The 12,521-nt window shown below is 42.5% G+C and carries 14 protein-coding genes; 9 read left to right on the top strand and 5 right to left on the bottom strand.

The annotated features are described in order from the left end of the window. Positions 1–105: 105 nt before the first annotated feature. The 9 genes from J0L83_12270 to J0L83_12310 all read left to right on the top strand — a co-directional run bounded on the left by J0L83_12270 (position 106) and on the right by J0L83_12310 (position 9,564). A complete protein-coding gene (locus tag J0L83_12270) occupies positions 106–657 on the top strand; it encodes a hypothetical protein (GenBank protein MBN8665348.1) in 552 nt (183 codons plus the stop codon). A gap of 8 nt (positions 658–665) precedes the next feature. Then, the gene (locus J0L83_12275; protein MBN8665349.1) at positions 666–3,065 is read left to right on the top strand and encodes a heavy metal translocating P-type ATPase metal-binding domain-containing protein; all 2,400 of its coding nucleotides are present in this window, start codon (positions 666–668) and stop codon (positions 3,063–3,065) included. Between the two features lie 141 nt (positions 3,066–3,206). Further along, positions 3,207–3,359, top strand: coding sequence for a cbb3-type cytochrome oxidase assembly protein CcoS (gene ccoS, locus J0L83_12280; GenBank protein ID MBN8665350.1), 153 nt, complete (start codon positions 3,207–3,209; stop codon positions 3,357–3,359). Positions 3,360–3,406: 47 nt separating this feature from the next. Further along, positions 3,407–5,542 carry a cytochrome-c oxidase, cbb3-type subunit I gene (gene ccoN / locus J0L83_12285; protein ID MBN8665351.1) on the top strand — a complete coding sequence of 712 codons (2,136 nt, stop codon included), beginning with the start codon at positions 3,407–3,409 and terminating at the stop codon, positions 5,540–5,542. Positions 5,543–5,552: 10 nt separating this feature from the next. Further along, positions 5,553–5,729, top strand: coding sequence for a CcoQ/FixQ family Cbb3-type cytochrome c oxidase assembly chaperone (locus J0L83_12290; GenBank protein MBN8665352.1), 177 nt, complete (start codon positions 5,553–5,555; stop codon positions 5,727–5,729). A 21-nt stretch (positions 5,730–5,750) separates the two neighbouring features. Then, positions 5,751–6,929: a c-type cytochrome gene (locus J0L83_12295; protein ID MBN8665353.1), complete on the top strand. Its 1,179-nt coding sequence runs from the start codon at positions 5,751–5,753 to the stop codon at positions 6,927–6,929. Positions 6,930–6,981: 52 nt separating this feature from the next. Beyond that, positions 6,982–8,400 carry a cytochrome c oxidase accessory protein CcoG gene (ccoG, locus tag J0L83_12300; protein ID MBN8665354.1) on the top strand — a complete coding sequence of 473 codons (1,419 nt, stop codon included), beginning with the start codon at positions 6,982–6,984 and terminating at the stop codon, positions 8,398–8,400. A 13-nt stretch (positions 8,401–8,413) separates the two neighbouring features. Then, positions 8,414–8,854: a FixH family protein gene (locus tag J0L83_12305; protein MBN8665355.1), complete on the top strand. Its 441-nt coding sequence runs from the start codon at positions 8,414–8,416 to the stop codon at positions 8,852–8,854. Continuing rightward, positions 8,854–9,564 carry a sulfite exporter TauE/SafE family protein gene (locus tag J0L83_12310; GenBank protein ID MBN8665356.1) on the top strand — a complete coding sequence of 237 codons (711 nt, stop codon included), beginning with the start codon at positions 8,854–8,856 and terminating at the stop codon, positions 9,562–9,564. The genes J0L83_12305 and J0L83_12310 overlap by 1 nt, the downstream gene beginning before the upstream one ends. 217 nt (positions 9,565–9,781) lie before the next feature. Here J0L83_12310 and J0L83_12315 read toward each other — a convergent pair whose 3' ends face one another. The 5 genes from J0L83_12315 to J0L83_12335 form a co-directional block, all read right to left on the bottom strand. Continuing rightward, on the bottom strand, positions 9,782–10,186 hold the full coding sequence (locus J0L83_12315; protein MBN8665357.1) for a VanZ family protein: 405 nt from the start codon (positions 10,184–10,186) through the stop codon (positions 9,782–9,784). Between the two features lie 102 nt (positions 10,187–10,288). Then, complete coding sequence (locus J0L83_12320) at positions 10,289–11,065, bottom strand: anti-sigma factor (protein ID MBN8665358.1); 777 nt, start codon at positions 11,063–11,065, stop codon at positions 10,289–10,291. After that, positions 11,065–11,562, bottom strand: a complete 498-nt coding sequence (locus J0L83_12325) for a sigma-70 family RNA polymerase sigma factor (GenBank protein MBN8665359.1) — start codon at positions 11,560–11,562, stop codon at positions 11,065–11,067. Before J0L83_12325 ends, J0L83_12320 begins: the two co-directional genes overlap by 1 nt. Before the next feature lie 120 nt (positions 11,563–11,682). Further along, on the bottom strand, positions 11,683–12,060 hold the full coding sequence (gcvH, locus tag J0L83_12330; protein MBN8665360.1) for a glycine cleavage system protein GcvH: 378 nt from the start codon (positions 12,058–12,060) through the stop codon (positions 11,683–11,685). 67 nt (positions 12,061–12,127) lie between these two features. Further along, entirely contained in the window at positions 12,128–12,472 is a 345-nt protein-coding gene (locus tag J0L83_12335; protein ID MBN8665361.1) for a hypothetical protein, read from the bottom strand. Between the last annotated feature and the right edge of the window lie 49 nt (positions 12,473–12,521).

Here is a 12,521-nt window from a genome sequence, read left to right on the forward strand (position 1 = left end):
GCCTCGCACAACTCCAGTTAAACATGACAAAAATCATGTGTTACAATGAGTTGAGTCATAGTTAAGCGTAGAGCAGGAAGATACCTTGCACGTAAATTGTGTTGTATGTTCCTGCATCGATTGGAAACCCGTTCACAAGAAGCGCTCACACCTGAAGGTCTCTGTAATCTCATTCAATTTGAGTTTCAGCCGGAGATTAATGCCTCTTGTCAGAAAATAGAGTCTTATCTGCTGTCCAATCCTCAAATCAAAGAACTCCCTGTTTCAGTTGCAGAACTGGTACAATTGGTTTTCTCAAAATTAGAAGACGAAATCAAGCATTTGTTTTTGAAGCAATCCGGAATTGTTTATCCCTGCATAAAGCGAAACTATAAAGGAACTGTGAAGATGGATGGTTCTGGCCCTTGTCTGGAACACAAGGTTTTTGAGAACATTCACAATACCCATCAAGTCATCATTAACCTCATGCAAAGATTGCGTCAGTTACTGAATAATTTCAGTCCAACGCCAAATGCATCAATGGAGTGGCGTGAGTGCTTGAACGAACTATTCACGCTGGAGACAAAAGTCTTGCAATGGATTCACGTAGAGCAAAATCTGTTGTATCCAAAGGTTACCGGTAAATCTGCAAAATCACATCACGGACATCATCATTGATCTAGCACATGCTTACATCTACAACGGCACAACATACCAGTTGTTACCACTGCGGAGAAGACTGCGGTACAGCACCAATTCATGCCCATGAAAAAGCTTTCTGTTGCGAAGGCTGTAAAATGGTGTATGAAATCCTGAATAAAAGCGGGATGTGTGATTATTATACCATCAGCAATAATCCAGGCAATAGCCAAAAGATTAAAGTAAGGGAAGGCAAGTTTGCGTTTCTGGATGATGCTGGTATCAAACAATCACTTACCAGTTTTCGCGATGAGCAACAAACACATGTAACATTTTATCTGCCACAAATGCACTGTAGCAGCTGTTTGTGGCTTTTGGAAAATCTGCATCGTATCAACCCGGCAGTTATTAGCAGTAAGGTGAACTTTACCCGAAAAGAAGCTGAAATTGTTTTCAACCACAATAGCGTTAGCATGCGTCAAGTGGCTGAATTGCTTACCAGTATTGGTTATGAGCCCTATATCAGCCTGCAGAATCTTTCAAAACGAAAGCAGTTCTTTGATAAGTCAAAGATCTTTAAACTCGGTGTTGCTGGTTTCTGCTTTGCCAATATCATGCTAATGAGTTTCCCTGAGTACTTAGGGATTGATGCAAAGGAACAACACTTGGTAAATCTCTTCCGCTATCTGAATCTGCTTCTCAGTCTGCCTGTATTTTTCTACAGTGCTACTGAGTTTTACAGCAGTGCCTGGAAAAGTTTAAAACATCGTTTTCTCAATATTGATGCGCCCATTGTGTTGGCGATATGGGTAACCTTTGGCAGAAGTATTTATGAAGTGCTCTCTGATACAGGCAGTGGGTATTTCGACAGCATGAGCGGGATTGTTTTCTTTATGCTGGTGGGTAGGGTGTTGCAAGACAAAACTTATGAGCAGCTTTCTTTTGAAAGAGACTATACTTCGTATTTCCCAATTGCTGTTACACGCTTGCGCGATGGTAATGAAGAAACAGCCAGCCTGCCTGCTGTGCAATTAGACGATACTTTATTGATACACCATCAGGAATTGATTCCTGCCGATGGTATTCTTACACGTGGTAAGGCCCTGATTGATTACAGTTTTGTAACCGGTGAGAGCGTGCCTGTTGAGAAAGAAATGGGCGAGATTGTTTATGCAGGAGGTAAACAAATTGGCGGCAATATTGAGATACTGGTTATTAAAGAAGTATCACAGAGTTATCTTACGCGCTTATGGAACAGAGATGAGTTAAAACAAGAAAAGCAGTATGAGGAAAGATCCTTTGTGCATCTGCTCAGTCGCTATTTTACATGGATTGTGTTTGCAATCGCTGCAAGTGCTGCTGCTTACTGGTATTTGAATAATCCAGCCAATATCTGGCCAGCTGTAACAGCTGTGCTCATTGTAGCTTGCCCATGTGCGCTGTTGTTGAGTAATACATTTACAAACGGGCATATTCTCCGCATTCTTGGTCGCAAGCATGTTTACATGCGTAATGCACAGGCTATTGAAGAAATGGCAGATGCTAATTATATCGTTTTTGATAAGACAGGTACTTTAACCACAGGCACAGGTCAGGATATACGCTTTGATGGTAAGTCTTTAACCAAGGAACAAAAGCAACTGGTTGTTTCGCTGGCTGCACAATCTACACACCCCATGAGCAAGGCCATAGTCTCAAGTTTGGGTGAAGTACGCAAGTTGGAAGTAGTTGCTTTCAATGAGCAAACAGGTAAAGGCATTGAGGGTTTTGTGAACGGTGTATTGGTAACTATTGGCTCAAAAGCATTTGTTACACATCAGCAGGGCCGCGAATTTGATACGGCGGTATACATTGCTATTGAGGAGGAAGTCTTAGGAAGATTCACCGTCCGAAATCATTATCGCGAGCAGGTGCCTGCAATGATCAGGCATTTACGTAAGCGTTATGATTTGGCTGTGCTGAGTGGTGATAATGCGGGTGAACAGCAGTATTTACAAGACCTTCTGGGTTTTCAGGCACATATTCTTTTCAACCAGAAACCCGAGGATAAGCTGGAGGTAGTAAAACAATTGCAGCGTGCCGGACATAAAGTGATGATGATTGGGGATGGTTTAAATGATGCTGGGGCTTTGAAGCAGGCAGATATTGGTGTAGCCGTTACTGAGAACAGCAACAATTTTACTCCAGCCAGTGATGCCATTATGGAAGCAGCGCAATTACCTAGGTTACTGCAGATAATCCGTTTGTGCCGTGCCAATAAGTATGTGGTGATGGCTGCATTTGTGGTATCAATCATTTATAACATCATTGGGGTGTATTTCGCGGTTACCGCTCAATTATCGCCAATGATTGCTGCAATACTGATGCCTGCAAGTACCATCAGTATTCTCTTTATTACTTATGGACTGAGTAATTTCTTCTCATGGAAGCTGCGCTTAAATCCGTAAAGTGTTTATACTCCTAAGCGATTGAAAAGCATTTGGTTAAACAGTTGACAAAAACATGACAAAAATCATCTGGGTGGTTGAGTTATATCATTTACCCTGCTTTGGTGACGAAATATTTTTGGCCTCAGTATATAACCAATCATGAGTGTAATCATTGTTCTGCTAATCGCAAGTATTTCTGTTGCCGGTCTGTTCCTGGCAGCTTTTATCTGGAGCGTTAAAAACGGGCAGTTTGATGATGAGGCAAGTCCCCCGGTAAGAATCCTTTTTGATGACAAAAAGCCATCAGCATAATATCTCAACACAAACATTCATTCAGCACCTTAAATCAACCAACTGATATGCAAGTAGAGCAATTTCACTACGACAACCGCACGGTCAGAAATTTTGCATACGCTACTGTACTTTGGGGTATAGTGGGTATGCTTGCCGGTTTACTGGTAGCCATCCAGTTTTATCTGCCAGCGGCCAGTTTCAATTTTGCGCCAACTACTTTTGGCCGATTGAGACCTGTACACACCAATGCGGTGATTTTCGCATTTGTGGGTAACTGCATTTTTGCAGGTATTTATTATTCTTTGCAGCGTTTGTGCAAAGCACGTATGTTCAGCGATCTGCTCAGTAAGATCCATTTCTGGGGCTGGCAGTTGATCATTGTTGCAGCAGCAGTAACCCTTTTCCTGGGTTATACTACGGGTAAAGAATATGCAGAATTAGAATGGCCAATCGATATCGCCATCACCCTTATTTGGGTAGTATTCGGTATCAATATGTTTGGTACCATTTTAACCCGTCGCGAAAGCCATTTGTATGTCGCTATCTGGTTTTATATCGCAACCTGGGTTACAGTAGCTATGCTGCATATTGTGAACTCTTTTGAAATTCCTTTCTCTCCACTGAAAAGCTATAGCTGGTATGCCGGTGTGCAAGATGCATTGGTACAGTGGTGGTATGGTCACAATGCGGTGGCATTCTTCTTAACAACACCTGTGTTGGGTTTGATGTATTACTTCATGCCAAAAGCTGCCAACAGACCTGTATATAGTTATCGTTTATCTATTATTCACTTCTGGGCTTTGATCTTCATTTATATCTGGGCTGGTCCGCACCACTTGTTATATACAGCTTTGCCTGATTGGGCACAGAGCCTTGGTACAGTATTCAGTGTGATGCTGATTGCACCGAGTTGGGGTGGTATGTTGAATGGTTTATTCACCCTGCGTGGTGCATGGGATAAGGTAAGAGAGGATCCCGTTTTGAAATTCATGGTAGTGGCAGTTACCTGTTATGGTATGTCCACTTTCGAAGGACCGATGCTGAGTCTGAAAAATGTAAATGCCATTTCACACTTTACAGACTGGACAATTGCGCACGTGCATATTGGTGCTATGGGCTGGAATGGTTTCATCGCATTCGGTATGCTGTATTGGATGATTCCACGCATTTTCGGTACACAATTGTACTCTAAGAAACTGGCCACAACGCATTTCTGGATTGGTACATTGGGTATTGTGTTGTACGCATTGCCAATGTATTGGGCAGGCTTTACACAAGCAATGATGTGGAAGCAGTTCACAGAAGAAGGTCAGCTGAAATTCCAGTTCTTAGAAACAGTTACCCATATCATACCCATGTATGTAACCAGAAGTTTGGGTGGTTTACTGTATATCTCAGGCGTTTTTGTGATGGTATATAACCTGGTAAAAACTGTTAAGAGTGGTAGTTTGATTGCTGATGAAGCAGCTGAAGCAGCACCATTGCCTAAGGTTATTGAAACACATGGTAAGGAATACTGGCACCGTTGGATTGAGCGTAAGCCTGTGCAGATGCTGGTATGGAGTTTTGTACTGGTAGCCATTGGCGGTTTACTGGAAATGATTCCAACTTTCCTGGTGAAGAGTAATATCCCAACCATTGCTTCTGTAAAACCTTATACACCGTTAGAACTTCAGGGTAGAGATATCTATGTGAAAGAAGGTTGTTATACCTGTCACTCACAAATGGTTCGTCCATTCAGAGATGAAGTAGCCCGTTATGGCGAATACAGCAAAGCAGGAGAGTTTGTGTATGATCATCCATTCCAGTGGGGTAGTAAGCGTACTGGTCCGGATCTCGCTCGTATCGGCGGTAAGTATCCAGACAGCTGGCACTATAACCACATGCTGGATCCACGCACTATGTCTCCGGGTTCTATCATGCCGCAATATCCTTGGTTACTGGATACCAAGATTGATACTTCTTTGACTCCTGCTAAGATCAGAGCAATGCAAACCTTGGGTGTACCATATCCTGAAGGATACGATGCACAAGCCAATGCTGAATTGATGGCTCAGGCCAATAAAATCAAGGATAATCTGAAGAAGGATAAAATTGAGACAGCTGCTGATGCAGAAATCGTGGCACTGATTGCTTACCTGCAACGTGTTGGTGTTGATATCAAAGGCGAGCAGAAATCACAAGTAGCTTCACTGAAGTAAATCAAGACACATGAAATTCATCAATTATCTGGAATCAATAACAGGAGTGAGTATTTACGGATTAGGCTCTTTCATGCTTTTCTTCACCTTTTTTGTCTTCATGGCAATCTGGGTATTTAAAGCAGACAAAAAGTTGATCGCTCACTTGAGTGAAATTCCATTTGATCATTCCGAAGTCAAATCATAACCCAACCTTAAAACAACCAATATGAAATCTTTTCTTCATACAGTGTACAGTTGGTTACAAAAAGCAGTAGTGGTTACTGCGGCCTTGTTAGCCCCTGCAGGTGCATTTGCGGCTGGCCCGCCAAAGCAATCAGAATTATCCAATCCAGTAGCTATTGTGATGCTGGTAGTGATTTTTGGTTTGCTACTGGCGATCGCATTGCTTGCCAATGTGGTAATTGGTGCAGCCAAAATGTATCTGCAGCGCTACAAGGATACAAACCCAACTGTAAAAATCCTTTCTGTGATTGCGCTGATGGTATTAAGCACCAGCAGTTTTGCACAAGATGCCGCTGCAACTGATGCAACTGCTGAGCAGGTTACCCTGATCGCAGGCTTATCACAAGTTTCTTTTTATTCTTTGCTTGCAGTTATCCTGTTAGAATTAGCCATTATTCTTGGTTTGTTGTATAACCTCAAACTCTTACTTGCCAAAGAAGCAGCTTTGAATGCAGCTACAGCAGGTGTTGCCGCTGAGCAAGTTGCAGAAGAGAATATGTGGGTGAAGTGGTGGGACAAGTTCAATAGTTTCCGTCCAATTAAAGAAGAAGCTAAGATAGATCTGGGTCACAATTATGATGGCATTCGTGAACTGGATAATCGCCTGCCGCCATGGTGGTTATATGGTTTCTACATCACAATCGTTTTTGCAGGTATTTATTTGTGGCGTTACCATGTATCACATACAGCACCTTTGAGTGGCGAAGAGTATTCCATCGCTATGGCAAAAGCTGAAGCAGAAAAAGAAGCATACCTGAAAAAGTCGGCCAATAATGTAGATGAGAATACGGTTGTCTTATTAACTGATGCATCTGCTCTTGCTGCTGGTAAAAATGTGTTTGCAACAAACTGTGCAGCTTGTCACCTTGCAGATGGTGGGGGTAGTGTTGGCCCTAACCTTACCGATGATTATTGGTTGCATGGTGGTAGTGTGAAGGATATATTCAAAACCGTTAAGTATGGTGTACCTGAAAAAGGCATGCGCAGCTGGAAGGAAGATCTTTCTCCGGTGCAGATGTCTCAGGTAACAAGTTATATCAAGAGTTTGAGGGGAACCAAGCCTGCCAATCCCAAGGAGCCACAGGGAAGTTTGTATCAGGAAGGCGCTCCTGAAGGCGCAGCAGCTGATTCAGCTAAACCTAAGATTGCTTCGCTTCAATAAGAATAATGCCTGTGGACTACCACAGGCATTTTAAACTTTAAATACAGTGGTTATGTTTAGTGAGATTGATCACCTGAATGAGATTCAGACAGAGGCTTTCAGAGACAGAATTGGTACGGTTGATGAGCATGGCAAGCGTAAGTGGATTTATGCACACAAGCCTAAGGGTAAGTTCTATAACATCAGAACGGTATTAAGTATTTTCTACTTCGTTGTGTTTTTCGGTTTACCATTTGTGCACATTGATGGCAGACCATTGTTTTTGTTCAACATACCTAATGCACGTTTTATTCTGTTTGGGAAAGTATTCTGGCCTCAGGACTTTTTCATCTTCGGTCTCACGATGATCACTTTTGTGCTGTTCATTATTTTATTTACAGCCGCATTCGGAAGATTGTTTTGCGGATGGGCCTGTCCGCAGACCAATTTTATGGAAATGATGTTCCGTAAAGTAGAGTACTGGATATTGGGCGATGCGCCAGCACAACGTTTATTGAAAAATGCACCTTGGACAAGTAAGAAAATAGCAAAAGTTGGTTTAAAGCACCTCGCTTTTTACTTATTGTCTTTCATTATTGCCAATTTCTTTTTGGCATACATCATCGGTATCAAGGAACTGGAAAAGATCATTACTGAACCAATAAGTCAGCACGTCGTAGGTTTTTCTGCTATTCTGGTATTCAGCGCTGTTTTTTATGCAGTATATGCTTTCTTCAGAGAACAGGCTTGTATTGTTGTTTGCCCATACGGAAGACTGCAAAGTGTTTTGTTGGATAAGAATTCCATGATTGTGGCTTACGACTATAAGCGTGGTGAGCCTCGTGGTCATGCCAGAAAAAATCAGGATGTGCAATTGGGCGATTGTGTGGATTGTCATCAATGCGTACGTGTTTGTCCAACAGGCATTGATATCCGCAACGGCGTTCAGATGGAGTGTGTAGGTTGTACAGCCTGTATCGATGCTTGTGATACGGTAATGGATAAAGTGGGAAAACCCAGAGGTTTGATTCGTTATGCTTCTGAGAACTCTATTGCAAATGGAGAACCACTTCGTTATACAACCCGGATGAAACTGTATACTGCTTTGCTTGCAGTAGTAGTAACTGTTTTATCTGTACTATTGGCAACCAGAGCCGATATTGATGCTACTGTAATGAGAACACCCGGCATTCTTTTCCAGGAAAGAGGTACAGATAGTATTTCTAATTTGTACAATATCAAAATGGTGAATAAAACAACAGATGATATTCAACTCTCTGTTCGTTTAGAAGAAATGCCAGGAAAGATAGAGGTGATTGGTAAACCAACTATTCATGTCATAAAAGAAGGACAAGGTTCAGGTTCCTTCTTCGTAATACTGCCGAAAACCAGTATTAAAGAGCGGAAAACAAAAATTCGTTTGGCACTATATGAGGGTGATAGGAAGATTGCAACATCAAGTTCCAGCTTTCTTGGCCCGGTAGCCAACTAAACTTTACAATGCTATGAAGATGAACTGGGGTAATAAACTCGTACTCGTATTTATTGGTTTTGCACTGCTCATGGGTACATTGGTATACAAAGCAGTGAATACCAATTTTGAACTGGTTAGTAAAGACTACTACAAAGAAGAGCTTCGCTATCAGGAAAAAATTGATGGAAAACAGAATGCATCGGCTATCAGTAAGATAAGCATTAATCAAAATGCTGATTATGTACTGATTCAGTATCCAAAAGAACTGCAGGGTCAGCCACTAAAGGGCGAAGTTTATTTTTACTGTCCTACTAACAGTAAACTGGATTATCGTACCGCTGTGCAAACAGATGCAAATGGGGTGCAGCAGATTAGTAAAAAGGATGTTGCCAATACCCGTTTCGTGGTAAAAATCAACTGGGCATCTGGTGATAAAGCATATTACATGGAAGAAAATCTTGCTGTTGAATAATGTTACTCTGGCAAACCATATTATCTGGTCTCGCACTTGGTGCACTTAGCAGTTTTCATTGTGTTGGTATGTGTGGTCCGATTGCTTTTGCATTACCCGTACATTTTTTACCCAAGCAACAAAAGCTGATTGGTATTCTGTTGTACAATATTGGGCGGGTATTTACTTACGCCCTGATGGGATTGCTTTTTGGCATTGCCGGCAGATCTGTGTATCTCGGGGGTTTTCAACAATGGTTCTCCATTGTTTTAGGGATCATGGTCTTGATGATCCTGATTCAGACTTCAGTTGGTAAAAACTATCTGCATATCCGCAGCTTTGATAAGTTGCAACAGGCTGTTCAGGATTTTATTGCTGCACGTTTACAGCAACAAAGTATACCGGGGCTGTTTGTATTGGGTATGGCCAACGGTTTATTGCCTTGTGGTATGGTGTATTTGGCTATCACAGGTGCATTGGCAGCAGGAAGTGTTGAAGGTGGTGTTGGATTTATGGCAGCGTATGGTTTAGGCACCTTGCCTGCAATGTTTCTACTGTCATATTTCGGCATGATGGTTGGTATCAGCACAAGAAACATGATTAAAAAAGCCATGCCTTTTGTAGTGGCTTTCATGGCTGTCATGTTGATTTTACGAGGTATGAATCTGGGTATTCCATATATCAGCCCACTGATACAGAATACAGGCGCTACAGCAGTTTCCTGCCATTAACGGGTGTTTAACAGAAATGTGTTAAACCGGTGACAGAGAAGTTTGTCTTAAATAGGAAGTTTGCATTAGGCAACGGGAATAATACGAACAGTATCTATTAAGAGGGTTTTAACAAAGCAGTGAAGAGTTTGGCACCCGGTTTGCACTACATACTTTAGAAAACAACAATCAAGTTATTTTTCTCATAAGCAGTTAGTTTTGGTTGCGGCCCCTGTTTCTACAGGGGCTTTCTTTTTTGAAATCTGTACCAGTATTTTTTACTGATCAGCCATCCCAATAGAGCTCCAGCACTATCTGCAAGCATATCGGCTGCTTCAAATGATCTATTGGGCACCCAATGCTCCTGAACAAATTCCATGGCAATGCCGTAACAAATGGCCATAACAACCATACTCATATTCCAGCTACTTCTCTTACTAAGCGCATAGCCGGCATACGCGGCAGGAAGCGTCCATAAAAGAATAAGTCCTGTAAACAAAACAATATGTACCCACTTATCAATTTGTAACATTTCAAACCATGGATGTTTGGGCATGGTAGAACCCGGAATAAGTAATAAAATGGTCAGCGTAATAAACCAGATAAGCGCAGGAATATAGAATCGATAAGGTACTTGCGGCATTATACAAAAATAAGGGAGCCGGCATTGCCAGCTCCCTCCATCTGTATACAATCTGCCGAAGGCAGCGTACACAGGATATACGATTTATTCCTGTATTCAGATTCAGACCTTACCTGCTACCAGCATTTGTGTTAAAGTAGGTACAGGACTACCACCTGCTTTTTCCAATGTAATGGCAAACATTTCTGCTTTTGGTATATTCTTCATTCTGCAAAGCCCTGCACAGTTATCCATAACACCGGCATCAACAGGCTTGCCATCTACAATTGCCCAGAGTTGATAAGAGAAACCAGCTGGAGCAGCAGGCATATTGTTGCTAAACACATACACATCCTTACTTCTGCTATCCCAATACACAGTTGTCAGCATTTGTTCCTTGCCTTTTACGCCAGGCATCATTACTTTCTTCATTGCAGGGTCATTCATCATCTGCAGGCTATTCAACATATCCTGCATTTTTGTTTGGTATACTTTATTGTCTGCAATGATGGAGTTCTTCTCGACCAATAATGCCTGATATTTTCCTTTTGTTTCGTTTACTTCATTGTATAAGTAGAGATTCAAGCTTGCACTGCCGATTAGCAGGATAATGGATGCAGCTGCTGCATAACGCAGCCACGATTGTAAAGGCTTAACCACAGCCGGCTTACGAAACTCAGGTGCCAATTCCTGCATTAATGCTGCTTTCAGGGCGGGAGAAGGTGGCGGTGCACTGTTTTCCAGTTGTTGCTTTAATTCGGCTTCAAATTGTACAATCGCCGCTGCAACTTCGGGATACTGATCGCGCATGCGCAGCAATTCTGCTACCTCATCCGCATCAGCCAGGCCAAGCACGTAGCTTTCAATGATGCCGCTTTGTATGTATGCCTGTATATCCATTATGCTTTGATAGATGATCTCAATTGGGTTAATGCTGCGCGAAGACGTGTTTTCACGGTGCCCAGCGGAATATTTAACAGCTGTGCTATTTCATCCTGAGTATAGCCCTGAAAGTAAGCGAGCTCCACCAAAATGCGTTGCTCTTCTTTCAGTTGATACACCAGTTTGCGCAGGCCGATATGATCCGTTGCTACCTGGCTGGAACCTGCAGATTCCGCATTGCGGTCTGTTAACTCGCCACTCTGCTGTTGTTTTCGATAGCCTTTACTACGCACCAGGTCAATGGCGGCATTGCGGGCTATGTTCAGCATCCAGGTGAACAATCTGCCTTTCTGTGCATCGTAGCTTTCTATCTGCTTCCAGATCTTGACAAATACTTCCTGCAGTACGTCCTGCACGAGGTCATGATCGGGCACAATATTGAGAATCACTGCATTGAGTGCCTGTGCGTAATTATCGTACAGGTAGCTGAATGCGGACTCACTGCGTTGTTTCAGCAGATAGACCAGCTCTGTTTCGCTGTATTGTTGTACTGCTTCCAATCGGTTGGGGTTGTATATTCAGATGTTACACTGATATACGCAAAAGCATAAGGTCCGGTTTTATCACCGGAAAAATTAACCAACCAGGGCCTGATAAGCGGCGCTGTCCATAAGGGCGGCTACTTCTGCAGGGTCATTTACAGTCATTTTAATCATCCAGCCATCGCCATATGGATCGTTGTTTACCAACTCTGGCTGCTTTTCCAAAAGACTGTTTACCTCAGCAATCGTACCACTAACGGGGAGGAAAAGATCACTAACTGTTTTCACCGCTTCTACTGTGCCAAACACTTCATGCGCATTCATGGCTTTACCAACGCTGGAAATGTCTACATACACGATATCGCCCAGCTCGTGCTGTGCAAAATCAGTGATACCAATGGTAGCAACATTGCCATCCAGCTTAATCCACTCGTGGTCTTTGGTGTAGCGTACGTCAGAAGGAAAGTTCATGATCTTGTTTTTTGGTCCTGCAAATATTGAATAAAAATCGCGTATCTGAATGTAAAATCCGGCTTCTTTAAAAACCCTGCTGCTGAAAGTAAAGCAGCACATGGTCTTTAATGAAATTCTCCTGCTCAGGCATTGGCATATCCGGCAGGGCTTTTACTTGGTGGAAATGTGGCCAGCCTTCTTCGTCCTTGCCTTCCAATTGGTAATACCCACTTGCAGATAAAACTGTACATACCGCTACATGCATTAGGTCCTGTTTCTGCTCTTTGGAGATTTTCTCCTGAATAAAACCGGTTTCCTGCATCCCAATCAAGAATAATACGGCTTCCAGATCGGGCTTTTTACCAAACCGCTCCATCATCTTGGCTTCCAGCGCCCACCATCTTTGCTGTAAATCATCTGATACAAACATGCGGGCAAAGGTAAAGGGTTGTGCTGCACGTGGGTTATCTTTGCGCAAA

The organism is Chitinophagales bacterium (assembly GCA_017303835.1).
Taxonomy (GTDB): domain Bacteria; phylum Bacteroidota; class Bacteroidia; order Chitinophagales; family Chitinophagaceae; genus JAFLBI01.